Annotated in this window: 20 protein-coding genes; 8 read left to right on the top strand and 12 right to left on the bottom strand. The window is 64.5% G+C overall.

Annotated features, from left to right (window positions below; genetic code table 11):
* Positions 1-135 precede the first annotated feature (135 nt).
* The 5 genes from QO058_RS18960 to QO058_RS18980 all read left to right on the top strand — a co-directional run bounded on the left by QO058_RS18960 (position 136) and on the right by QO058_RS18980 (position 4,884).
* On the top strand, positions 136-1,707 hold the full coding sequence (locus QO058_RS18960) for an ATP-binding protein (RefSeq protein ID WP_284167821.1): 1,572 nt from the start codon (positions 136-138) through the stop codon (positions 1,705-1,707).
* Between the two features lie 210 nt (positions 1,708-1,917).
* Positions 1,918-2,847, top strand: coding sequence for an ABC-three component system protein (locus QO058_RS18965; protein ID WP_284167822.1), 930 nt, complete (start codon positions 1,918-1,920; stop codon positions 2,845-2,847).
* Positions 2,844-3,092: an ABC-three component system middle component 6 gene (locus QO058_RS18970; RefSeq protein ID WP_284167823.1), complete on the top strand. Its 249-nt coding sequence runs from the start codon at positions 2,844-2,846 to the stop codon at positions 3,090-3,092. The genes QO058_RS18965 and QO058_RS18970 overlap by 4 nt, the downstream gene beginning before the upstream one ends.
* Positions 3,089-4,123 carry a hypothetical protein gene (locus tag QO058_RS18975; protein ID WP_284167824.1) on the top strand — a complete coding sequence of 345 codons (1,035 nt, stop codon included), beginning with the start codon at positions 3,089-3,091 and terminating at the stop codon, positions 4,121-4,123. The genes QO058_RS18970 and QO058_RS18975 overlap by 4 nt, the downstream gene beginning before the upstream one ends.
* Complete coding sequence (locus QO058_RS18980; RefSeq protein WP_284167825.1) at positions 4,075-4,884, top strand: ABC-three component system protein; 810 nt, start codon at positions 4,075-4,077, stop codon at positions 4,882-4,884. The genes QO058_RS18975 and QO058_RS18980 overlap by 49 nt, the downstream gene beginning before the upstream one ends.
* 33 nt (positions 4,885-4,917) lie before the next feature.
* On the opposite strand, the gene QO058_RS18985 is transcribed toward QO058_RS18980, so the two are convergent.
* Positions 4,918-5,685, bottom strand: coding sequence for a helix-turn-helix domain-containing protein (locus tag QO058_RS18985; RefSeq protein WP_284167826.1), 768 nt, complete (start codon positions 5,683-5,685; stop codon positions 4,918-4,920).
* A 1,023-nt stretch (positions 5,686-6,708) separates the two neighbouring features.
* On the opposite strand from QO058_RS18985, the gene QO058_RS18990 reads away from it, so the two are divergent.
* Positions 6,709-6,915, top strand: coding sequence for a helix-turn-helix domain-containing protein (locus tag QO058_RS18990; protein WP_284167827.1), 207 nt, complete (start codon positions 6,709-6,711; stop codon positions 6,913-6,915).
* Positions 6,916-7,344: 429 nt separating this feature from the next.
* On the opposite strand, the gene QO058_RS18995 is transcribed toward QO058_RS18990, so the two are convergent.
* Positions 7,345-8,847: an ABC transporter substrate-binding protein gene (locus tag QO058_RS18995; RefSeq protein ID WP_284167828.1), complete on the bottom strand. Its 1,503-nt coding sequence runs from the start codon at positions 8,845-8,847 to the stop codon at positions 7,345-7,347.
* Between the two features lie 131 nt (positions 8,848-8,978).
* Here QO058_RS18995 and QO058_RS19000 point away from each other — a divergent pair, with 131 nt between their 5' ends.
* A complete protein-coding gene (locus QO058_RS19000; RefSeq protein ID WP_284167829.1) occupies positions 8,979-10,181 on the top strand; it encodes a phosphotriesterase family protein in 1,203 nt (400 codons plus the stop codon).
* A 9-nt stretch (positions 10,182-10,190) separates the two neighbouring features.
* Here QO058_RS19000 and QO058_RS19005 read toward each other — a convergent pair whose 3' ends face one another.
* Positions 10,191-10,928 (bottom strand): TetR family transcriptional regulator, encoded by a 738-nt coding sequence (locus QO058_RS19005; RefSeq protein ID WP_284167830.1) that lies wholly within the window; start codon positions 10,926-10,928, stop codon positions 10,191-10,193.
* Between QO058_RS19005 and QO058_RS19010 the strand changes: the two genes are divergently transcribed.
* Positions 10,911-12,512, top strand: coding sequence for an aspartate aminotransferase family protein (locus QO058_RS19010; RefSeq protein WP_284167831.1), 1,602 nt, complete (start codon positions 10,911-10,913; stop codon positions 12,510-12,512). The genes QO058_RS19005 and QO058_RS19010 overlap by 18 nt on opposite strands.
* 235 nt (positions 12,513-12,747) lie before the next feature.
* Here the strand turns inward: QO058_RS19010 and surE are convergent, their stop codons facing one another.
* The 9 genes from surE to QO058_RS19055 form a co-directional block, all read right to left on the bottom strand.
* Positions 12,748-13,506 carry a 5'/3'-nucleotidase SurE gene (surE, locus tag QO058_RS19015; protein WP_284167832.1) on the bottom strand — a complete coding sequence of 253 codons (759 nt, stop codon included), beginning with the start codon at positions 13,504-13,506 and terminating at the stop codon, positions 12,748-12,750.
* A 2-nt stretch (positions 13,507-13,508) separates the two neighbouring features.
* Positions 13,509-14,657, bottom strand: a complete 1,149-nt coding sequence (locus tag QO058_RS19020) for an MBL fold metallo-hydrolase (RefSeq protein ID WP_284167833.1) — start codon at positions 14,655-14,657, stop codon at positions 13,509-13,511.
* A gap of 10 nt (positions 14,658-14,667) precedes the next feature.
* On the bottom strand, positions 14,668-15,759 hold the full coding sequence (locus QO058_RS19025) for an ABC transporter ATP-binding protein (protein ID WP_284167834.1): 1,092 nt from the start codon (positions 15,757-15,759) through the stop codon (positions 14,668-14,670).
* Positions 15,747-17,459: an ABC transporter permease gene (locus QO058_RS19030; RefSeq protein WP_284167835.1), complete on the bottom strand. Its 1,713-nt coding sequence runs from the start codon at positions 17,457-17,459 to the stop codon at positions 15,747-15,749. Before QO058_RS19030 ends, QO058_RS19025 begins: the two co-directional genes overlap by 13 nt.
* 16 nt (positions 17,460-17,475) lie before the next feature.
* Positions 17,476-18,471, bottom strand: a complete 996-nt coding sequence (locus tag QO058_RS19035) for an ABC transporter substrate-binding protein (RefSeq protein WP_432211954.1) — start codon at positions 18,469-18,471, stop codon at positions 17,476-17,478.
* A gap of 118 nt (positions 18,472-18,589) precedes the next feature.
* Positions 18,590-19,825, bottom strand: a complete 1,236-nt coding sequence (locus QO058_RS19040; protein WP_284167836.1) for a dihydrolipoamide acetyltransferase family protein — start codon at positions 19,823-19,825, stop codon at positions 18,590-18,592.
* Complete coding sequence (locus QO058_RS19045) at positions 19,825-20,847, bottom strand: alpha-ketoacid dehydrogenase subunit beta (RefSeq protein ID WP_284172947.1); 1,023 nt, start codon at positions 20,845-20,847, stop codon at positions 19,825-19,827. Before QO058_RS19045 ends, QO058_RS19040 begins: the two co-directional genes overlap by 1 nt.
* Positions 20,837-21,865: a thiamine pyrophosphate-dependent dehydrogenase E1 component subunit alpha gene (locus QO058_RS19050; RefSeq protein WP_284167837.1), complete on the bottom strand. Its 1,029-nt coding sequence runs from the start codon at positions 21,863-21,865 to the stop codon at positions 20,837-20,839. Before QO058_RS19050 ends, QO058_RS19045 begins: the two co-directional genes overlap by 11 nt.
* Entirely contained in the window at positions 21,862-23,223 is a 1,362-nt protein-coding gene (locus QO058_RS19055) for an NAD(P)H-dependent oxidoreductase (RefSeq protein ID WP_284167838.1), read from the bottom strand. The genes QO058_RS19050 and QO058_RS19055 overlap by 4 nt, the downstream gene beginning before the upstream one ends.
* Positions 23,224-23,306 lie beyond the last annotated feature (83 nt).

Consider the following 23,306-nt stretch of genomic DNA (forward strand, 5'->3'; position numbering starts at 1 on the left):
TCGCCGCGAAAGGGTGGTGGGGGAGGAAACATGCCTCGGTCTATGTATTGCACGATCCCCCTCCAATAACTTCCACGAGCAATTTTCTACGGCACTCGCTATATAGTAAAGAGCCGGGTCCGGGGGAATTTTAGGATGAAGCGCCAAGTCGGAACGCTGGACGCCGTACCGTCCAAGCGGCTCTTTCTCTCGATCATCGCCGACTACGACCTGAACAAGGCGATCTGCGAACTGGTCGACAACGGCTTCGACGTGTGGACCCGCGCCGGGCGCGAGGGCGGCATCAACATCAAGGTCCGACTCGACCGGGAACTTCGCACCATCGAGGTCGAGGACGACGCCGGAGGCCTGCCGCGAGACGAACTGCGCTTCATCGTAGGGCCTGGCCAGACCGGCTCGTCGTCGACGGACGAGACGATCGGCATATTCGGCGTCGGCACAAAGCGCGCCGTCGTCGCGCTCGCCCAGGATGTCCGTATTAAGACCCGACATGGTTCGAGCGAGACGTACCAGGTCGAGTTCGACGAGGAATGGTTGAAGGACGAGGAATGGGCTCTGCCGCTTTTCGAGGTCGACCCCATTCCGCCCCACACGACGCGGGTCGAGCTGCAAAAACTGCGCGTGCAGCTGAACGAGGAGGCCACGGCGCAACTTCGGATTCATCTCGGAGCGACCTATGCCCGTTTCCTTATCCGCCCCGATGTGTCGCTCGAACTCGACGGCGTTCGTGTCGAGCCTCGCTTCTTCGACGACTGGTCATATCCGCCCGATTATGGGCCGCGGCGATACTCTGGCTCGATCCAAACGACGGAGGGACGAACCGTTGAGATCGAGGTACTCGCGGGATTGAGCAGTGAGTCTAGTCCCACGGCCGGCGAGTACGGCGTCTACTTCTATTGCAACGACCGTCTCGTAGCACCGGCCATGAAGAGCTTCGACGTCGGCTTCACCACCGGCCAGGCCGGTAAGCCGCATCCAAAGATTTCTCTTACCAAGGTCATCGTGCACCTACGCGGGGATGCCGCGTCAATGCCCTGGAACAGCAGTAAGTCTGATATCAGCACGAAGCATGCCGTTTTCGTCGCACTCCACGACTGGCTGGTGACCATCGTCTCGGCCTACGCCCGAATCTCGCGCATCTGGATGGGCGATTGGCCGGATAAGGTTTACGCCTATGCGGATGGCGAGATCGAGCATGTTCAGATCGGCGATTTCCTCACCGCGACGAAATCGTACCTTCCGGACCCACCGAAGTCCCGGCCGAGACTGGCCGAACGCATGGCGGCCAAGAACCTTCGGCTGTCGAAGCGGGCGCCTTGGGTCACCGGCCTGTTCGAGGGCATCGTCGCGGCGGAGACCGTTGCCAAGCAGCCACTCGCACAGGCGAATTGGTTTGCGCTAAACCTGCTCGATTTGACGCTTACGTCAGCTCTCCGCTCGTATCTCGTCAACAAGGCAAAATCGACCGTCGGCGACAAGGGCCTCAAGACGTTGTTGACGCGCGCCCCGCGCGTTTCCCACGCGCTCAAGGAGGCCGTCCCGTTGACCGACGACGTCTGGACGGAAATCGAGAACCTGGCGAGGCGACGTGACGACCTTACCTACGGGCGTTCGGACCCGACCGTCTCGGATGCTGAATTGAAGGATGCCGATCGATTGGTCCGTCAGATCCTGACTGCGCTTCACGAGATCCAGACCGATGCCTAGCGGGTATCGGGGGCTTTCTATAATCACGCGAAAGCAGAACGCATGGAAACGAGTTTCAAAGTTTGGTCCAACGATCTTTTGCTACAATTTGGGCCAGTCAGGCGCACGGACGAGGCTTGAGCATAACCCGGGCGGGGCGTTGCCTAGAAAGGGCCTTGGGATTTTAATGAGTATCCTCTCCAACACCTGCGAGCGGTCATGAGTGACTGGATGACGTCCCATCAGCGCATGCAGTGGCAGACTAGCCTTGAGCTCAGGTTGCGACGCGTTCACGGCGACAGCTTCCAGGAATTCTTCGCCGATGTGATGGAGCGGCTTCACGGCACCGACTTCTTACCGGCTAGGGCGATGGGCAGCCTCGGCGACAAGGGCTGCGATGGTTATCTTCGCGGTTCCGGGCAGGTCTTCCAGTGCTACGGAAAGCGACACGATACGCCCTTGAACACGACCACGGTGGTAAACAAGATCAAGGACGACTACGCCACCGCAGCGTCGAAGCTGCCGGCGATCATGAAAGAATGGCACTTCGTCCATAATCTTTTCGATGGCATTCCGGTCGACGTCATAGAACTGATCGAGGCTCTCGGCCGCCAGCATTCGGATCACCGATTCGGACTAATCGGCCCCGCCAGCTTCAGCGACCGCGTGCTCGGGCTGCCCGAAAACGACCTTGTCTTTCTGCTCGGTCCGGTGGCTTCGTCCGAGGAAAGCATGAACATGCGGGTTGAGGAAGTCGCGACCCTGATGGCAGGCGTCATAAAGGGCATGGACGAAACGCCCTTCGCCGATGCCCGGCCTAATCAGCCGCCTGTGAACAAGCTGGAGCTCAACCGGATCGAGGGCCACTGGCGAAGGATACTGATCGGAGCGGGTGGTAACGCGTCCGTCGTGGCCTCCTATGTCGACCAGCATCCGGACCCCGAACTCGGGAAACGGGTGGCGAAGGTGTTTTCGCGCCGCTATGCCGAGCTCGACACTGAAAACCTGCCTCCGTACGCAATCCTCACCACGCTCTACGAGGATATCACCGGGATAGGCAGCGTTCCGCCGGAGCGGCAAGTAGCCGCGCAGGCGCTCCTCGCCTATCTCTTTGAGGCTTGCGACATCTTCAAGGATGATCCCTCCAAGGCTGCCGCATGATCCTTCCCGGGAAACATCTTTCACCGCATCGCGCCATCGTCGGCGTCGGCGCGGAGATCCTCGCCCAGCTCGACCGTCCACGGGACGTCTCCGAACTCTGGGAACGCGTGCGGGCGTCGCGGGCGACGCTCCAGCAGGCCAGCCCGATCTCGTTCGATTGGTTCGTCCTCGCGCTTACCTTCCTCTATGCGATCAAGGCCATCGATGAGTCAGGCGGGCTGATGCGGCCAGCGGAACCGGCATGATCATCTCCATCGACAGCGACCTGAAGATGTTTAAGCCCGTGCGCTTCCACGGCGGGCTCAACGTCCTGCTGTCCGACAAGTCGTCGAAGGAAGACGACGCCAAGACCCGCAACAGCGCGGGGAAGTCGAGCCTCATCGAGATCATCCACTTCCTACTCGGGGCCAAGGCCGATCCGGACAGTCTTCTGCGCCACAAGGCCCTGATCGAGAACAATTTCCGCGGGACCTTCCGCGTCGCGGGTCGCGACATCGAAGTCGAGAGAAGCGGGTCGAAGCCGAGCCGCATCTATATCGACGCGGCGACTGTCGAGCACTTCAAGCTGACGGCGAAGAAGGACAAAGCGGGCGTTGACTCTTCCTCGAAAATCGGCGGGCTGTCGATATCAAATGAGGAGTGGAAGGACCTCCTCGCCTATCACATGTTCGACTTCCCCGCCGTGATGAAGGGCTCCGCGTTCGAGGAGAGCTTCTCTCCGAGCTTTCGGTCACTGATCGGCTACTTCGCCCGTCGCCAGGGCTCGCGCGGCTATTCCTACGTCGAGCGCCAGGCCGAGGCCCAGCAGCGCCCGGATTGGCAGGTGAACCTCTCCTACCTGCTTGGTCTGGATTGGCGCATCCCCAGGGCGCTCCAGTCCATCAGGAAGCGCGAGAAGCAGCTCGAAGAGCTGAAGAAGGCGGTCGAGGACGGCGCGTTCGGGCAGGTGATCGGCAGCGTCGGCGAGCTACGATCCGCGCTCGCCGAGGCCGAGGCGAGGGCGGTCAAGCTCAAGGAGGAACTGAGCCGGTTCCAGGTCCATGAAGCCTATCGCGAGATGATGGACCAAGCCACCAAGGCCAAGATAGAGATGCAGGCGATTTCGCGCCGCGCCGTGCCGCTTCGCGAGACTGTCGCGCACCTGCGCAACGCCATTGAGGCGGAACGCATTCCCGAGCGAAGCGACGTCGGCCGGCTCTATGCGGCCGTGGGCATCGAATGCCGGACGTGGCCGTTCGGCGATTCGACGACGTCGCCCGCTTCCACAAGAGCGTGATCGATAACAGGCGCACCCATCTCAGCGAGGAGATCGACGAGACCGAGCGGCAGATCAAGAAGGGCGAGGACCGGTTCGCCGTCCTGGACGCCGAGCGGAGCGAGATACTGCAATTGCTGGAAGGGCACGGGGCTCTTGAGGATTTCGTCGGCTTGCAGAGGCGGCTGGCCGACGCCGAGGCCGAGGCCGCCTCGCTGCGCGATCGCTTCCAGTCGGCAACGGTCCTTGCCAGCGAGGGCACGGAGCTCACCATCGAGCGAGCGAGCATCAAGCAACGGCTCCAGCTCGACCACCAGAACCGGCACGAGCGGCTGAACGAGGCCATCCTTCTCGTCGGAGCGGCAATCAAAAAGCTCTACGAAGACCGGAAGGGCAAGTTCGAGGTCGAGGCCACGGAGAACGGTCCGGAGTTCCGGATCACGATCCAGGGCGACCGTGGCGGGGGCATCTCCAGCATGGAGATCTTCTGCCTGGACTACGCCTTGTTCTGCATCTGGTCGAAGCGAGGGAAGGGGCCGGGCTTTCTCATCCACGACAGCCACCTCTTCGACGGCGTCGATGCCCGGCAGGTTGCGCGCGCCATCGGTCTGGGCGCCGCTGCCGCCAGAGAGTACGGGCAGCAGTACATCGTCACGATGAACAGCGACATCTACGATTCGCTGAAGCTCGAAGATGGCATCGACCGCGAGGCCGCGATCATCGAACCGCGGCTATCGGATCGGGACGAGACGACCGGGCTCTTCGGCTTCCGGTTCGACTAATCCCGCCGGCCGCATCCCGCGAACGATTTCTGTCTACAGGTCCGCCTCGTCGGACAGGTGGTCCAGATAGCCGGGGCCGGGACGCAAGCAGCGCTTATCGACGAAGATGGCGCGGCGCTTGGGCGCGCCGGGATCGGAGAGCTTGGGCGTGAGCGAGATGATCGCCACCTTCCAGTCGGCGAACCCCGGGATTGGCGCGTCGACGATGCCGACGAGAACCGTGACGCCGCGGCGGCGCAGATCGGCAACCGCGGCCAGGATGTCGTCGCAGAGTGCACGCCGACGGATCGGTTCGCCCCCGTCAACGGAATCAGGCCCCAATGCGAAGGACGCCAAGTCTAGCCACTCCCGCAGGCCCGCTACCTGCTCGTCGTAGGCGGCCCCTACCTCGGGGCGGTGGATGTAACAGGCCTGGGTGGCTGCGACCATCCTAATCTGGCGGTGGTTTTCGAACGGGCGCACCTCGACCTGCTGTAGATTTCCGAGCTGATCGATCATCTGCGCGGCCGCCTCTTCCCTGGGGATCGGCAGGCGCGGCGCTGTGAAGGCGCCGGCTTCGTAACCGAGCGCCTGAGCGATTCGGTCGAGGCTTTCGATGCTGACCGGCTCCGCGCGCTCGACGCGCTCTACCGTGGACATGCTGACGCGCGCGAAGTCGGCGAGCGTGTCCTGCTTCCACTGTCTCAGCCCGCGGGCCATGCGGACGACCATCGCGACGACCTCGACGGGCGGCGTGACGGCGACGCCCTGAGCCGGCGGCGGCATGGAAACGATACGGTCGATGAGTTCTTTCGGGTTCATGGTCACTCCCTGCGTTGGACGACTATGAGAGTGGCGCCTTTCGCTCGATCAAAAGAGGCCGAAAAACCCTTCAGTTCTCAACAGGCGAGCCCCACCATCTACGCAAGGGTGTAAACAATCGGCGTTCCCCAAAGCGGACATTACCAGCGTCAGCTATGGGCCGATTGCGTTGAAAAAGTCCGACCGGCTCCAAAGTTGAGCATCAGCCCCGCTCGGCGGAGAAGAACCTGCTGCGTGACACAGGAAAGCACACTCCAGAAGAGGCTTTGTCAGCCGTAGAGGGATGAAATTTCCACCTTCTCGCCGGCCGAGCCTACCCAAAGTATTGCCGCCGACTTTTTCAAGGGCGTCGGCCAGGAGCAGCCATCTGCCAACGACAGCCATTTGCTGCACCTAATTGTGTTTTGTGCCAGCGCGGTCAAACCCTAGCTGAGAGAACAAGGCGAAGCCTCTGCCGAGGAGGTATGCACACGCCATCGTGGCAACCAGCTCAGCAAATCCCGCTAGCCCAGAGCCTGGGCTCTCTATCGCGCCGAGTTCAGCTAACAGTCGACGCAGAACGAGAGGAAGGCCGGCGAGCAGAACAGCCCCGGAAGCCCAAAGATGTGGAATGGATGCTCGGGCACTGTCAAACGATTGATGAATATAAGGCCGCATACCCCATTGCGCCCAGTAGCCCGTTAACAGCCAACCTGTTGCGGCTAGTACTGTGCCGGCCACAATCAGAGCAGCTTCGATCGCAAGTTCGCCCGGGCCGAACAAAGTCAATAAAGCGAGCAGCATTCCAGTGGTAAGACCGCCGCCTGCCGCCCATCGATACGGCAAATTGTCGATCCAAGCCTTTATTGCGTGATCCTCTCGGCCTGCCTCTCGCATTTGCTCCCTCGCGCGCCGTGTTTTTCGGCAAATATCTGAATTTCAGATATCCGATTTTTGTATCGAGAGGTCAAGCGCCTAGCGAGTGTCGATCGTCGATCGAACGAGCTCATGGCATCCTCAATACGCTCAGGCAGACACAAACGGTTGGCTCAGCTCATCGGTGAGTACCGAGAGCGTTCGGGCCAGCTACAGTCGGAGGTCGCTGCCAAGCTCGGCCGACATCAGCCATTCATTGCCAACATCGAAAGCGGCCAGCGCAGAGTGGACATTCCTGAATTATTGCAGTTGGCGGCAGCAATCGGATTCGATCCCCATGAGGCGATCGACGAGCTGTTGAAAATTTCGGATTGAGCCGCCCACTCGCGGATTGCATCAGCCGTCGACCAATTGCACTGAACGTGGACGCGATCGCGCTCCACCATTTCCGCGCTGACAGCACCCGCAATACGTTACTGGACCGCGAATGCGGCTCCACCTTCATTCCGCACCTGGGGCGAAAGGCCCCTGCTTAAACGGGTCGGATCCGTGTTCGGTAAAGGTGGCTCCGGGCCCCCGCAACCAAATTCCCAAGGATCAGCAAAAACCCTGCTTCGCCTCGAAGCGGGGTTTTCGCGTTCCCGGAGCGCAACGCCAGAAGCCGCGCCGGCTTTTCCGTGCAACTCTAAGGCCACGCCCACCGCCGACGCGAGGCGTGACCACGATCCGGCCGATCATGAACCCCATCGCGTAGTTCGGGATCGTCAAGCAGGCGACTGCGACCGTATCGCAACTGCCCTTAGACTATCGAACGCGGCGGACATTCCACATGCTCGGGATTGTCGACGCAAGAAAGCCAGTCAGATCGGCGCGATAGGCCGTTGGAATGAAAAACTGACCGAGCGGTACGATCGGCGCCTGCTTGAATGCGTCGACCTGGATTGCCTCCGCGATCGCCTTCTGCTCAGCCGGATTCTTCGCCGTCAGCCATCTTGAGGCCAACTCCTCCGCCATCGCGTTCTCATACCAACCGAACCAACCCTTGCCGCCTTGACCGCGCAGTGTCTGGTTGATCGCGGGATTGTCGACGGCCAGCGAAGGCCACCATGTATGGAAGATGCTCCAGCCGCCTTTGTCGACCGGCTCGCGCGAAGCGCGCCTTTGAACGACCGATCCCCAATCGGTTTCCACCAGTTCGACATTGATCCCGAGCTTGCGGAAGAGGTCGTCTGTGATCTGGCCGAGCGGCCCGATGCTGGCAATGTCGGTCGGGCTGATGATGACCACACGCTCGCCCTTGTAGCCGGCCTCGAGCAGCATGGTCCTGGCGTGCTCGAGGTTGCGCGTGCCCTTGAGCGCCTCGGCACCGGTTTCGCTGGAATAGGTCGTGCCGCATGGCCACATCGAGAAGCAGCTACGGAAGTTTTCCTCGATATTGCCAGTTACGGCGCGCATGTAGTCGGCCTGCTCGATGGCAAACATGACCGCTCGGCGGATGGCCGGATTGTTGAACGGCGGATGCAGGGTGTTGAAGCGCATCATCCCGATGAAGCCGGCTTGGTCGTGAATGGCGACCTTGACGCCCTTGTTGTTCTGCAGGACCGGGATCAGATCCGGCAGAGCCTGGTCCCACCAGTCGATCTCGCCCGACTGCAGGGCCGCCGCAGCTGTCGCGGCGTCTGGCATGACGATCCATTCGATCCGCTCGAAATGAGCGACCTTGCCACCGGCCGTGAGCTCGGCCGGCTCGGACCGCGGGATATAGGCGTCGAACCTGGCATAAACGGCCTTGCTGCCGGTGACGTACTCGTTCTGGACGAAGCGATATGGGCCTGAGCCGACGATCTCGGTGATCTGCTTGAAGGGGTCGGTCCTGGCGATGCGCTCAGGCATCATGAACGGCGTGATGCCCAGTGGCTTGGCGATCGCCTCGAGGAACAGGGGAAAGGCCGACCGGAAGGTGACGCGCAGATGCCTGTCGTCCGGCGCTTCCCATGTCTCGGCGGCAGCGTCGAGCAACTGACCGAAGGCGTCGCGTTTGGCCCAGCGCTGGAGGCTGGCTATGCAGTCGCGGGCCAGCACCGACTGGCCGTCATGCCATTTCAGCCCTTCGCGCAGTTCGATCGTCCAGACTCGGCCGTCCGCCGAGACGGAATGCCCCTTGGCCATCTGGGGTTGTGGCCGCAGCGCATTATCGAGTCCGTAGAGCGTGTCGAAAACGGCATAGCCGTGGTTCGTCGTGACCTGTGCCGTCGTCCAGATCGGGTCCAGCGAAGTCAGGTTCGCCTGCGGCACGAATTTGAGCACCTTCGGATCGCGGCGCTGTGCTCGGGCGCTGCTCGAAGCTCCGACCGTCAAAAGTCCCGCGGAAGCCGCCAGGAAGTCTCGCCTTCTCATATCCACCCCCTACCGTCAGATCCCTCTTTGGTGGGTTCAGGTTGACACGCACCGATTTAATTGTCCATCGTACAATTAAATTCGCCAGCGAGAGGAATGATCGTGCACTGCGACCTCAAACCCGATTTTACAGTCAGGCAGGGCAGGGAAGGGGTACGTCAGGGCTCGGCCTGTTGGAGGGAGTTCGAAACCGCATGAGCAACCGACTGGACCGCGCCGCTCTGCGCGGCAAGGCGCAGAGCGTCCTGGGGTTCGTCGAACCGGCGAGCCTCGGCCCGACCTTGATGCACGAGCACCTGATCTGGGACATCCGCACGCCGGCGATGGCGGTCGATCCGGACCAGGGGCCGGAGATCACCCTCTGCAACTGCTTCCGCATGAACTATGGCCGCTGGAAGGTGCCGGGCAACCTCTTCCTGCGCTGCCGGGACACGGCCGCGAAGGAAGTGCAAGCGATGGTCGATGCCGGCGGGCGAACCATCGTCGAGCTGAGCAATGGCGGGCTGAGGCCCGATCCCCATGGGCTGGCGGAGATTGCGCGGAGGACCGGAGCGACCATCGTCATGGGCTGCGGCCACTATGTGCACGACTATCAGGACCGGGCCAACGAGGACCGAGACGTCGACAGCTTTGCATCCGAGATGATCGCCCAGGTGTTCGAGGGCGCCTGGGGCACGTCGGTGCGTGCCGGCATCATCGGCGAGATCGGCTGCCAGGTCCCGTGGACAGATCTGGAGAAGCGCGTGTTGAGAGGCGCTCTGATCGCCCAGACGGAAACCGGTGCCGCCGTCAACATTCATCCCGGCCGCACAGTCGAGCAGCCGCAGGAGATCGCCGAATTCGTGGTGAGGCATAGCGGCGATATCAGCCGTGTGATCTTCAGTCATATCGATCGAACGATCTTCGACGAGGACACGCTGCTGCGGCTCGCCGACACCGGCTGCGTGATCGAGTTCGACCTGTTTGGCCAGGAACAGGCCTTCTACACCTGGGCGGACATCGACATGCCGAACGACGCCGGCCGCCTGCGCTTCATCCGCACCCTGATCGATCACGGCCATCTCGAGCGCATCGTGATCAGTCACGACATCTGTTACAAGACGCGGCTGACCAGCTTCGGTGGCCACGGCTACACGCACATCTTCGAGAACATTCTGCCGCTGATGCGCTCGCGCGGCTTTTCGGAGACCGAAATCGAAGCGATCCTCGTCGGAAATCCGCGCCGGTTGCTGACCTTCGTCTGACGAGGTTTCTCAGGCAGGGCTGCGGGAGAGCGCACGCAGCCCGGCGATGATCGCCTCGACGTAAAAGTCGAAGCTATGCGCCATCGGCTTTTCTGCGCCGCCCTGCCACCGGACGATGAAGGCCCGGTTGGCGAGGAGATCGAGATTGCGTGCCAGTCGGGGGAACCGGTCGGCATCGACGCCCCGAATATCGGCCTCGAAGGCTTGGGCCCATTCGCTGGCGTCTTCGGCCGGGCTCGGGGCGAGCTCCAGCGTAACATAACCGAGCATGCCTGCGACGACGGTATTGTAGGCGTCGCGAAGCCGCTCTCCGCGAAAGCCCGCCGACTCCAGCGCAGCGAGAATGCGTTCGACGAGTTCGATATCGACACCCGTGTTCGAGACGATCTGGGCGCCGAGCAAGGGCGCGATATTCGGATGCTTGCGCAGCGATTCGCGATAGCGGACGAAAAGCGCGCGGATCCATTTCTCCCAGTCGTCGACCGCATCTTCGGCGGGCGGAACGACGTTGGTGAAGGCCGTGGCGGCGACCGCGCCGAGCACCGCGTTTCGGCCGCCGGGCATATGCCAGTAAAGGGCGGTTGGGAACACGCCCAGCGCCCGTGCGAGCTCGCGCAGGCTGAACGCGTCGAGCCCCCGTTCATCGATGAGACGCAGCGCCTCAGCCACGATCTGTTCGCGATCGAGTGCGACGACTTCATCGCGCCTGGGGCGTCCCCGACGCTTTCGTTGCTCGACTTCCTGCATGTCCGCCTCGGTGATCACTGCCACGCATCGCCGGTTCTGCCTACCGAGATTTCGCCATTAGAGCAGGGGGCGAAAAAGCGGGAACCGGTTTTTCGCATTGATCGGCTCTCACTTTTGATGAGAGCATCCGGCTCTAACAGCCGCGCCGATGCCGCGATACCTCGCAGGGCAAATCCTCGCAGGGGCTATCGACAAATAAATTGTACGATGTACAATTATTCCGATGAGGGCGCGCCGCTCCGGCGGGATGCATCGACGGGACGGAAGCAGATCATGGATGCAGCGCGGCGGAACAGGACAATCGACGACGAACTGGTCGAAGCCCGGGCACGTTATGGGCAGAGGCGGCCGAAATCACTGGCCATTCATGAGCGCGCCTGTGAGGTGATGCCGGGTGGAAACACCCGGACCGTGCTTTATCACGGCCCGTTTCCGCTTCGCCTGGCTCATGGCGAGGGAGCGGTCGCGACCGACGCTGACGGACACCGCTACGTCAATCTACTCGGCGAATACACGGCCGGTCTGTTCGGTCATTCCCACCCGGTCATTCGCCGGGCAATCGACGCTGCGCTCGACGGCGGTGTCAATCTCGGCGGTCACACCATGTTCGAGGCCGAGCTCGCCCGGCATGTGGTCGAGCGCTTTCCGGCGATTGAACGCGTGCGGTTCACGAATTCCGGTACCGAGGCGAATCTGATGGCGATTGCGACGGCGCGCGCCTTCACCAAGCGCGCGAAGGTGCTGGTATTCCGGGGCGGCTATCACGGGGGCCTGCTCTATTTCGGCGGCGGTGGCATTCCGATCAACGCTCCCTACGAATTCATCGTCGCGCCCTACAACGATGCCGATGCGACCGCCCGCCTGATCCGCGAGAACGGATCGGATCTCGCCTGCGTTCTGACCGAAGCGATGATGGGATCGAGCGGCTGCATTCCTGCGCGACCGGAATTCCTCGCCATGCTGCGCAGGGAGACCCTGGCCGCGGGAGCGCTTCTCGTCCTCGACGAGGTGATGACATCGCGCTTCGGTCGCAGCGGCGCCCATGGCCTGCTCGGCCTCGAACCCGATCTCATAACGCTCGGCAAATGGGTCGGGGGCGGCATGTCCTTCGGAGCCTTCGGCGGGCGGGCGGACATCATGGCGATGTACGATCCGTCGAAACCCGGCTCGCTGCCGCATGCGGGAACCTTCAACAACAACGTGCTCTCGATGTCGGCGGGCGTCGCCGCGCTGACTCAGGTTTTCACACCGGATGTCGCTGAGGCGCTGCACGCACGCGGCGAACAATTGCGGGAACGCCTGAACGCTCTGTTCCGCAGTGCCGATGTCTCGCTCCAGGCGACCGGGCAAGGTTCGCTGATGAACATCCATGCCCGCCGCGGCCCGGTGAACAGTCCCGACGACCTCGATGGCAGCGACGATCGCATCAGGGAACTGGTCTTTCTGGATCTGCTCGAGCGCGGTTTCTATCTTGCTCGCCGGGGCTTCATTGCGCTGTCGCTGGCCGTCGACGATGGGATGACGGAGCAGTTCCTGGGCGCGCTGGAGGACATTGTCTCGGAGCGAAGGCGCATGCTCGTCTGAGGAGGCTTGAGCGCATCCACAGCAGGGTGCGGCGGGCTGGGACGCTGAGCCGCTCTCGCGACGGATGACGGCGCAGCCCTTCTTCTACATGGACCCAGGCTGCATCGCGATCCTGCTCGGCTACTTCTAGGTAGGCCGTCACAGGCTGTTGCTCGCACTTCCGGACATTGAGGCTCTGCGCATAAGCGGACAAGTCATCCCGCTGGGATTCCTGGATGCCTGTGGCAGGTGAAACTCAGATATGGGAAAGACCCGCATTGAGGTCTGCGGCAAGGCTCGCGTCCAGCGGGGCTCCATCGATCCAGCAATGGCGCACGATCGCAATCTTGCCCGCATCGATGAAGCTGTTCTCGTCGCCGGGCCGGCTTGTATGCGGACGGCCACGGCGGATGCGCCAGACGATGCGCTCGCCGTCCTCGGAGCTGATGTCGGCCGCACCCGCGATCTTGTCGCGGCCGATTTTGGCGAAGCCGATCTTCGCCGGCAGGTCCTTCGGCAGGTTGACGCTGAGATAGGCGCCCTCCCGGCTCCAGGCGGCGCGGTGCTGCCATAGATTGCCGATCAGCTCTGCCAGCGCGGCGACATCGCCCTCTTCGGATGTCCCGCCCTTGGAACGGGAGAAGCCGATGGCGGGGATATCCCAGAAACTCGCTTCGCGGGCAATCGACAACGTGCCGGAATAAGCGGCGTCCTCGGCGGCATTGCGGCCATCATTGACGCCTGAGAGCACGAGATCCGGCCTGCCGCCGTCGCGGAACAGCACGGTCATCGCCGCGACGACGCAATCGGCCGGCGTTCCGTCGAGCGCATGGACCTGGGCTTCGCGGCGGGTCAGCGTCAGGTCGCGGTCGAAGGACAAATGATGGCTCGCGGCCGTCCATTTCCGTTCGGGCGCGACGACCCAGATGTCGGGGGCGACACGAGCGGCGGCGCGGCGCAGCAGGGCGATGCCGGGAGCGTCGATGCCGTCGTCATTGGCGATCAGGATGCGCATGGTCAGATCTCGATGCTGTCGCCGGGCTTGAGCTCGGCATTGAGGTTTTGAATGTCGGAGGCGAGAGCCCGCGCCGTCGCGGCATCGCAGGAATGGGCGAGCACGCAGTTCGCACCGCTGGCTGCGGCAATGGCAGCGTTCTCCGGCAAGGTCGGGTGGGTCGGGAAGCGCAGCCAATCTGCTTTCCCGGCGGCCAGCAGCGCATCTGCCGGGCTTCCCTTGGGAACATGGCCGGTCAGGAGCACCGGGTGCCCCTCGCGGCGCGCCTGGGCGAGCGCCGCTCTCGACGGGCCGGAGAGCCCCATGCCGTCATCGCACAGCAGAACGGCGGCCGGCAGCGCCTGTCCCTCTTCCCAGAGGGATGCTGCAGCGAGGCGCGCCGAAAGGAGGTCAGTGGTCCCTGGTTTCAGCCAGGCGGATGCCGCGATCTGTTGAGCCAATGCTGCGCGCATCGATGGATGGATGGCGATCGGGCCTTCGATCAGACCGATCAGCTCGATCGAGCGCCCAGATAGCGGCGTCGGCAGCACCGCGCTTTGCGAGTGGGCCGAGAGCCAGCGCCGTATCGCCGCGCCGCGCTCGGCCGCCGGGACGCGATCCTCGCCATAGGAGGCGTCGAGCAGCAGCAGGTCGCAAGGTGGCAGCTGGTCCATCGCGAACACCGGGCTGGCAGGGACGATGTCGCCGCAATAGGTCAGGCTGCCCTCCGCCGCGCTGAGATGACACCAGATGCCGCCGACGACATGGCCGCTCCGGCCGGTGCGGATGGCGAGCGGGCCGATGTTGAAATCCTGGCCGGCGGCGATGATCTCGGGAGCGGATTGTCCGGCGAGCTCGCGCTCCTGCGGCGTCGCATAGGCGGCGAGCGTCGCGTCCACCTCGGCGGCGCTCTCGGTGGTCATCAGCACGCGGCCGGAAAAGCCATTAACGAAGCACCAGCCGAGCGCCGCGACGTGGTCCTCATGAGCGTGCGTCACGATTATCGCGTCGAGCAGCCGGAGCTCCTCCGGCGTGATGGCTGGATAATAGCCGGAGCCGCGCGGCGCGCTGGTGTCGACGCCGACGTCGAGCAGAAGCCGCGTGCCGCCCTGCTCGACACCGATGCAGGTGCGGCCCTTCTCGCCGACGCCGCCGTGGATCTTCACTTTCATGCCATTGATCTCATGCGGCCTGGCGCGTGATCCCCGCTTCGGGGATGACCCAGCCGTCATGGATCGCGATGCGGATCGCATCGCCGGGCTGGGTTGGAGCAGGCTCGGCGGCATCGAGATGCAGCAGCATGTCACCGGGAGCGGCGGCGCGCGCCTCGAGCCGGAAGTGCCCGCCCTGATAGGACAGACGCTCGACCGTGGCTGGGAAGCCCGCGTGCTCCGCAGGTGCGATACCGATGTCGCGCGCCCGCAGGCAGAGTTTCGCCTGGTTGGTGATCGTCTGGTCCGGCCGGCAGCGAACCACGGTTTCGATGCCCAGCACATTGACCTTGCAGCGGCCGCCCTGCGCCGGCGACAGCACTGTCGCGGGCAGCACCATGCCGTCACCGATGAAGCCGGCGACGGTGGTGTCGGCCGGTTCGCGATAGAGCATCGAGGGCGTAGCGAGCTGGAGCAGCCGGCCGCGATCCATCACTGCGATTCGATCCGCCAGCGCCATGGCCTCGGCCTGGTCATGAGTGATGTAGACCATGGTCGTGCCGGTGCGCTCGTGGAAGCGGGCGAACTCCTCCTCCATCGAAGCGCGCAGATGCACATCGAGATTGGCCAGCGGCTCGTCGAGCAGCACGAGCGAAGGCTCGGTCACGAGGCAGCGGGCCAGCGCGACGCGCTGGCGCTGGCCGCCGGAGAGCAGGCCGGGCCGGCGCTCGTCAAAGCCGTTGAGGCCGACGAGATCGAGCGCTGCGGCCACGCGCCGTGCCCGCTCTGGATCGCGCACGCCGGCGACCGTCAGCCCGTAGGCGACGTTCTCCGCCACGGTCATATGCGGCCAGAGCGCATAGGACTGGAAGACGATGCCGAGCTTGCGATGCTCGGGCGGGACATGCTGCTCGGCCGAGGAAACGAGCCGGTCGCCGATGCGGATCGCTCCGCCGTCGAGCTTGTCGAAGCCGGCGATCTGGCGCAGCAACGTCGTCTTGCCGCAACCGGAGGGGCCGAGCACGGCGAGGAATTCGCCATCCTCGACATCGATCGAGACGTCGTCGAGGGCGAGAAAGGCACCGAAGCGCTTCTGCGCCCGGTCGATGGTCAGTCGCGCCACGGCAGGACTCCCTGGGGCAATCTCTGGGCGAAGAGGGTGGTCGAGAGCATCAGCCCGACGGTGACGAGCACGGTGATCGCGGCCAGCGCCGAGGCGTAGGTGGAATCGCCGCCCTGCTCGAAGGAGAAGACGACGACGCCGAGCGTTTCGGCCCCGGACGACCAGAGCAGCGCCGAGACCGTCAGCTCGTTGAAGGCGGTCAGGAAGATCAGCAGCGCGCCCGCCACGGCCGCGGGGGCGATCAGCGGGAAGATGATGGTGACGAGACGGCGCGGCAGGCCGGCGCCGGCGACCTGCGCGGCCTCTTCCAGCGTCCGGTCGATCTGGAGATAGCCGCTGACGATGGGGCGCAGTCCCAGCACGAGGAAGCGCGCGAGATAGGCGAAGATGATGATCCAGACCGTGTTGTAGAGCGAGACGCCGAACAGCGGCAGCGGCTTGAGGAAGAGCAGGATCGCCGCGATGGCGAGCACCACGCCCGGCATGGCGTAGGGTAGCTCCGCCGCCAGGTTGAGCAGGCGCAGGACCCGCGATTTCTTCCAGACGATGAAGTAGCCGAGCGGGACGCAGATCAGCACGATCAGGATCGCAGCGCCGGCCGACATCAGGAAGCTGTTGATGAAGGCACGCTTCGACGCCGCATGTTCCAGCAGCACATAGGCATAGTTGCCCAGCGTCGCCGTAGTCGCGTTCAGTGGCACGCCGAAAGCCGGGATCAGCGAGGTCGATAGCAGGCCGAGGAAAGGCAGCGCCAGCACGAGGATGGCGAAGGTCCAGAGTACGACCTCGACCGGCGTCCGCCAGCGGCCGAGTTCGAACGGACGGGCAGCGCTGGAGGTCGTGGTGATGCGGAAATCCCGGCGGCGCATCATGAAGTCCTGCAGCAGGATGCCGGCCATCGCGATGACGCCGATCAACAGCGACAGGATGGCGACCTCGGACAGCACGCCCGGGCCGAGGCCGGCGAGACGCTGGTAGATCAGCGTCGGCAGCACGAGGAAGTTGCCGGGGATGCCGAGGAAGGCCGGGATGCCGAAATTGCCGAGGCATGAGACGAAGCAGAGCGCGATGCCGGCGACGAGCGGCGGGGTCATCAATGGCAACACGACGGTGCGCAGCACGGTCAACGGGCTGGCGCCGGCGGCGAGGCCGGCCTCGATCAGCTCCTTGGGCAGCGCGCGCAGGCCGGCCCGCAGCGTCAGGAAGACCAATGGCGCGTATTGCAGGCCAAGCAGCAGGATGATGCCTTCGCGCGAGTAGAGCGGATTGCGGCTGCCGAGCGGCGGCGCCATGCCGATCAGCTTGAGCAGCGTGCTCGACGGCCCGAAAAGCTGCAGCCAGGCCAATGCGGTGACCTGCGGCGCGATCATCAATGGCAGGACAAAGCAGAAGGTGAAGGCGTTGCGGGCGCGGATGTCGGTCAGCGTCGCCAGCAGCGCGACGGTGCCGCCGATCAGCACGGCAAGCACCGTGCCGGCGATCGCGGTGACCAGGCTGTTGGCGGTCGCAGTCCAGGTCGCCTGGCTGGCGAGCACCTTGCCGAGCGCCGTCGCCGAAAGCTGGCCGCCAGGCGCCAGCCCTTCGATGAGCAGCCGCCCTATCGGCAGCAGCGAGAGCAGCGCGACGAGGCCGACGAGCCCCCAGAGGAGGCCCGTCTCCTCGACGCGCGTGCGCAGCGTCGCGGTATCGGCGAGAGACATGCGCACCCGTCCGGGCTCAGTTGCCGAACATGGTGGCGAAACGGGCCTTGTCCGCTTCCGTCGCCTTGACCACGGCCGCGATATCGGACGGCATGACGTTGATCTTGGTGCCCTCCGGCAACCAGGCCGGCGAGCCGACGCTGGGCTTTGCGGGGATGTAGCCCATCGCCAGAGCAAGTTTCTGGCCGTCATCGGAGAGGATGAAGTCGACGAAAGCCTTGGCGGCGGCCTCGTTCTTGGTCGACTTCACGATGGCGACGGGCTCGGTCACAGCCGGCGCGCCCTCCTTCGGGAAGACGAAGTCGATCGGAGAACCCTGCTTCTTGGCGTTGTAGGCCATGAAGTCGACGAGCACGCCATAGGCCTTCTCGCCGGTGGCGACCGAACGCAGCACGGCACCGTTGCCACGCACGGCCACGGCCTCGTTGGCTTTCAGCCCCTCGAACAGCTTCCAGCCGAGATCGGGCCGCGCCGTCATGGTCGAGAGCATGATCGCAGCGGCGCCGGAATAGAGCGGGCTCGGCATCGAGATCTGGCCCTTGTAGCCGGGCTTGTCGAGATCGGCCCAGGAGCTCGGCTTTTCCTTGGCACCGGTGTTGTAGGCGATGCCGGTGGTGATCAGCTTCGAGCCGAAATAGGTCTTGTCTGCATCGAAGGAGCCGGGCTGCAGGCCCTCGGTCTTGGCGCCGGGATAGGCGAGAAGCTGCTTTTGCGCCTTCAGGATTTCCATGCTCGCGGCATCGGCGATCAGCAGCACGTCGGCGCCGGGTTGGCCGGCCGAGATTTCGGCGGCGAGCTTGCCCATCACCTCGGTCGTGCCGGAGCGGAAGATCTCGATCTCGACGCTGGGATAGGCCTTCTTGAAGGCGGCGGTGGTCTGGGCCGCGTCCTTCTCCGGCTGCGAGGTGTAGAGCACGAGCTTGCCCGAAGGCGCCTGCGCGAAGGCCGGGGCGGCAGTTAGCAGCGCGCCGAAGGCTGCTGCCATCATGAATGCGCGTCTCGTCTGGGTCATCGCTTCTTCTCCTCCGTTGTAAGCCGTCGACCTTTGCGCCGTTATGGCGGTCGATCTTGCATTCTGATGGTCTATAGCCGGCAACTCACGGCCTTGCCCGGTCTCAAATGCCCTTCAATCACAAAAGCACCTCGGGGCTTTCCAGCGCCTCGCGCAGATCGGCCATGAAGCGGGCAGCGGCGACGCCGTCGACGATCCGGTGATCCGAAGACAGCGTGAAATTCGCCATCGGCCTCAGCACGATCTGGCTATCTCGGCCGACCGGCTTGTCGACCGTACGGCCGACCGCGAGAATCGCGCCCTGCGGCGGATTGATGATCGCGGTGAAGCTGTCGACGCCGTACATGCCGAGATTGGAGATCGTGAAGGTGCCGCCGCCGAGCTCGGCCGGGGTCAGCGTGCGCCTGGCCATGCCATCGCGCAATCTCGCGAATTCGCGGGTCATGGCCGGCATGTCCATGCTGCCTGCGTCACGCAGCACCGGCACGACGAGGTCCCCGTCGCGCTCCATAGCGATGCCGATGTTGATGCGTTCATGGAAGCGCGTCGCCTCGCCTTCGGCGGAGGCATTGATGACCGGGTGATCGCGCAGCACTCGGGCGGCGATCCGCGCGATCAGCACGGTGATGCTGGGCTTGGGCGCGCCGATGCGCTCATGGCGGGCGGCGAGGCGGCCGAGCAGATCGCGCGCCGCGCTCATCTCGATCTCGGAGGTGAGATAGAAATGCGGTGCGGTGCTCATACTCTGCGAAAGCCGGCTCGCGACGATACGGCGGATCGCCGAGAAGGGCTGCAGCCGGCCTTCGGACGTGCTCGCGATTGGGGTCGGTGCGGAGCGTGCCTGCTCAGCCGGCGCACAACGAGACCGCTGATCGAGATGGCGCCTCACATCGATTTCGCCGATACGCCCGCGTGGCCCCGTACCGGCCACCGTGCCAAGGTCGAGGGCGTGCTGGCGTGCGATGCGGCGGGCCAGCGGCGTGGCGCGCAGGCCTGAAGCCGTCGCGAAAGCTGGCGCCTCGGTCGCCGCGAGGGCAGAGGTCCTTGGGCGAGAGGCGACGGCAGCTACAGGCGCCGCAGTGGCTGCCGGCTCGGGCGGCTTGTTGCCGGCCTCGCCGTCGAGATAAATCCAGGCCACGGGGGTTCCGACGCTGATCGGCACGCCGGTTTCCGTCATGATGTTCCGGATCGCGCCGCTGGCAGGAGCCTCGACCTCCATCACCGCCTTGTTGGTGCCGATCTCGAAGATCGTGTCGCCCTGGCGGACAAGGTCGCCTTCCTTGACATGCCAGGCCTCGATCGTGCCGGTCTCCATGTCCATGTCGACCTTGGGGAGGATGACCTCGACCGGCATCAGGCTTCCCCGCGGCGAACGAGATTGGTGGCCGCGGCGACGATGTCGTCCTCCTGCGGGACGGCCGCCTTTTCCAGCACCGGATTGTAGGGGATCGGCGCGTCGGCGCCGCCGAGCCGGATGATCGGCGCATCGAGGAAATCGAAGACCTCGCTTTCGGCGATCATGGCGGAGATTTCCGCCCCGATGCCCATGGTCTTGACGCCCTCGTAGACGACCAGGAGGCGGTGAGTCTTGCGCACGCTCTCGGCGATGGTGGTGAAGTCGATCGGGCGGATCGAGCGCAGGTCGATGACCTCGGCCGAGATACCTTCGGCGGCCAGCCGTTCCGCCGCGGCCTGGGCCTTCAGCGCCATGATCGAGGAGCCGACGATGGTGATGTCGGCGCCTTCGCGGCGGATAGCCGCCTGGCCGATCGGCACGCGATAGGCCTCGGCCGGGACATGGCCCTTGGTCTTGTAGAGCAGCTTGTGCTCGAAGATCAGCACCGGGTTGGGGTCGTCGATCGCCGCGAGCAGCATGCCCTTGGCGTCGTACGGCGTGCTCGGCTGCAGCACCTTGAGGCCCGGCACATGCGCAAACCAGGCTTCCAGGCTCTGGCTGTGCTGGGCGGCCGCGCCCGTGCCCGAGCCACCCGGCAGGCGGACCACCATCGGCACGCTCGCCTTGCCGCCGAACATGAAGCGGATCTTGGCGGCCTGGTTGACGATCTGCTCCATGGCGAGCGTGACGAAATCCGAGAACTGGATCTCCAGCACCGGCCGCATGCCGGTGATCGCAGCGCCGACGGCCGCGCCGGCGATGCCAAGCTCGCTGATCGGCGTGTCGATCACGCGATCCGTGCCGAAGCGGTGGACGAGGTCGCCCGAGACGCCGAAGGCGCCGCCATAGACGCCGACATCCTCGCCGAACAGGAAGACGCGTTCGTCGGCCTCCATCGCCTGGGCCAGCGCCTCGCGCGCCGCCTCGGCATAGGACAGCTCGCGGATAGCGGCCGGGGCTTCGAGCGTATCAGAGGGCATAGACGTCACGGGTCAGGTCTTTCGGATCGGGGTCCGGGCAGGTGCGGGCGAATTCGACCGCCGAGTCGATCTCGCGCTGGGCATCCTCCTCCAGCTTGATCAGCGCGGCGGCGTCGAAGCGGTCATGCGCCTTGAGCTCGGCCTCCAGGCGCCGGATCGGGTCCTGCGAGCGCCACTCCTCGATCTCCTCCTTGGTCCGGTAGAGATTGCGGTCGCTCTTGGAGTGGCCGCGCCAGCGATAGGTCTTGCATTCGATCAGCGAAGGCCCCCCGCCGGAGCGAGCCTGCGCGATTGCCTCCCGCGCCACCGCCGCAACGCCGGCGAGATCGTTGCCGTCGAGGCAGTGGCCGGGCATGGCGTAGGCGCTCGCCCGGTCGGCCACATTTGCCACCGCCATCGCGCGGCCGATGTCCATCGACATGCCGTATTTGTTGTTCTCGCAGACGAAGACGACCGGCAGCTTCCAGATCGAGGCCATGTTCAGCGCCTCGTGGAAGGCGCCTTCATTGGAGGCGCCGTCGCCGAAGAAGACCATGCAGACGCGGCCGTTCTTCTGCGCCTTGATGCTCATGCCGACGCCGACCGCGATCGGCAGCCCGCCGCCGACGATGCCGTTGGCGCCGAGATTGCCGCCCTCGACATCGGCGATATGCATCGAGCCGCCACGGCCCTTGCAGTACCCCGTCTCCTTGCCGAAGAACTCGGCGAACATCAGCTTCGGCTCGGCGCCGCGCGCGATGCAGTGGCCGTGCCCGCGATGGGTCGAGAGAATGTAGTCGTGGGCTTCCAATGGCAGCGTCGTGCCGACGGCGCTCGCTTCCTGGCCGATCGAGAGATGCATCGTGCCGTGGATCAGGCCGCGCATATAGCTCGCCTCGGCGGCCTCTTCGAATTTGCGGATCAGATGCATCCGGGTCAGCGCGCGTGCGACCGTCTCGTCGTCGAGCGCGGCGAGCTCGGGCCGCTGGTTGGGCTTCAGCCCGGCTCCGGCGATTTCGTCTGTCTTGCGTGCGCTCATGCCTGGGCTCCGGAGGTCAGCGCGGCGATCATCGCGTCCTGGGCGCGGCGCACCTCGACGATCTTCAGCCGCTCGTCGGGAGCGGCGTCGGCCAAAGTGATCAGCTCGCCCTTGCGGACGGGGCGGGTCATGGTCGCGCCCTGGGCGAGGCCGATCGGCAGAGCCTTGCGGGCCTGGGCATCGGCGCGGGAGAGGGCAAAGCCGCGGTAGCCGTACTCGCCGATGGCATCGAGCGTCTCGCCTGCTGCGAGGTCGCGCTTGGCGACGCAGCCGACCTCCGCGGTCGGCACCGGCAGCGGGCGCATATGGCTCTGGTTGAAGATGACGGCAGCGGCCGCCGAAAGCGGCACTTCGAGGCTCGTCAGGTGATAGGGCCGGAAGAAGGAGTAATAGGGCCCAGGTCCCAGATGCAGGTCGCTCATCCGCTCCCGCACCCGGGGATGGCGCATCTCCGCGATCGCGAAGACGCCGGGCGCGACGCCCTTGGCCACCGAGAAATCGACCACGCCCTTGTGCGAGAGCAGGCCCCCTTCTTCCTTCGGGCAGAAATAGTTCTGCAGCTCGTCCTTCGGTGCGGCGGGGCCGTGCATGCCAGGGATGTCGGGGATGAAGCCGCAGGCATTGGCGATGGCGACCATCTCGACCATCGTCTTCGAGCCGTCGACGAACTCGACGAGCATGCGCGGGTTCATGTTCCGTCGCCTGGCCTCCTCGACATAATCGGCCGGCACCGCGTCGATGCGGAACGGGTTGTTCTTGCCCTTGCCGGCGGCGACGACCGGATAGCCCATGGCGCGGATGAAGTTGATCAGCTCCATCGCGGCGGCCGGCTCGTCCCCGGCGCCCAGCGTGTAGACCACGCCGGCCTTGGCGGCCTCGACGGCGAGATAGGAGCCGATGGTGATGTCGGCCTCGACATTCATCATCACGATGTGCTTGCGCGCCGCGATCGCCGTCAGCGCCACCCGCGAGCCGGCCTCCGGGTTGCCGGTGGCGTCGATGATGACGTCAACCCAGGGCGAGCGGCAGATCAGATCGAGCGAGGAGGTAGCGGCGATGTGGCCCTTGCGGCAGGCGGCGTCGAGCCCAGCTTCGTCGGAGACCGTATCGACCTCGCCCTTGCGCCCGGCGAGCGCGGCGGCGTCCGAAATGCGATCCGGCGCAATATCGGCCACGGCCGCGATCTCGATGCCCGTCATCTGGGAGATCTGCACGACGATGTCGGTGCCCATCTGGCCGGCGCCGATCAGGCCGACGCGGACGCGCTTGCCCGCCTTCTCGCGAAGATCGAGGGCCTCCGCGAGGGACAGCCCGGCTGCCGGCGCGCCAAACGGCGGCTGCGAGTGAATGGCGGCCATGATCCTTGAGCGCTCCTTGGACATATGTTCTTTGTGATGTACAAAAGAACATCACATTTATGCTGTCAATAGCGCATATGTTC

Source organism: Bosea vestrisii (assembly GCF_030144325.1).
Classification (GTDB): Bacteria; Pseudomonadota; Alphaproteobacteria; order Rhizobiales; family Beijerinckiaceae; genus Allobosea; species Allobosea vestrisii_A.

Coding starts and splice junctions, on each gene's coding strand:
- QO058_RS18960 (WP_284167821.1), top strand. CDS start 136: ATGAAGCGCCAAGTCGGAACGCTGGACGCCGTACCGTCCAAGCGGCTC.
- QO058_RS18965 (WP_284167822.1), top strand. CDS start 1,918: ATGACGTCCCATCAGCGCATGCAGTGGCAGACTAGCCTTGAGCTCAGG.
- QO058_RS18970 (WP_284167823.1), top strand. CDS start 2,844: ATGATCCTTCCCGGGAAACATCTTTCACCGCATCGCGCCATCGTCGGC.
- QO058_RS18975 (WP_284167824.1), top strand. CDS start 3,089: ATGATCATCTCCATCGACAGCGACCTGAAGATGTTTAAGCCCGTGCGC.
- QO058_RS18985 (WP_284167826.1), bottom strand. CDS start 5,685: ATGAACCCGAAAGAACTCATCGACCGTATCGTTTCCATGCCGCCGCCG.
- QO058_RS19005 (WP_284167830.1), bottom strand. CDS start 10,928: ATGCAGGAAGTCGAGCAACGAAAGCGTCGGGGACGCCCCAGGCGCGAT.
- surE (WP_284167832.1), bottom strand. CDS start 13,506: ATGCGCATCCTGATCGCCAATGACGACGGCATCGACGCTCCCGGCATC.
- QO058_RS19020 (WP_284167833.1), bottom strand. CDS start 14,657: ATGAAAGTGAAGATCCACGGCGGCGTCGGCGAGAAGGGCCGCACCTGC.
- QO058_RS19030 (WP_284167835.1), bottom strand. CDS start 17,459: ATGTCTCTCGCCGATACCGCGACGCTGCGCACGCGCGTCGAGGAGACG.
- QO058_RS19035 (WP_432211954.1), bottom strand. CDS start 18,471: ATGACCCAGACGAGACGCGCATTCATGATGGCAGCAGCCTTCGGCGCG.
- QO058_RS19040 (WP_284167836.1), bottom strand. CDS start 19,825: ATGCCGGTCGAGGTCATCCTCCCCAAGGTCGACATGGACATGGAGACC.
- QO058_RS19045 (WP_284172947.1), bottom strand. CDS start 20,847: ATGCCCTCTGATACGCTCGAAGCCCCGGCCGCTATCCGCGAGCTGTCC.
- QO058_RS19050 (WP_284167837.1), bottom strand. CDS start 21,865: ATGAGCGCACGCAAGACAGACGAAATCGCCGGAGCCGGGCTGAAGCCC.
- QO058_RS19055 (WP_284167838.1), bottom strand. CDS start 23,223: ATGGCCGCCATTCACTCGCAGCCGCCGTTTGGCGCGCCGGCAGCCGGG.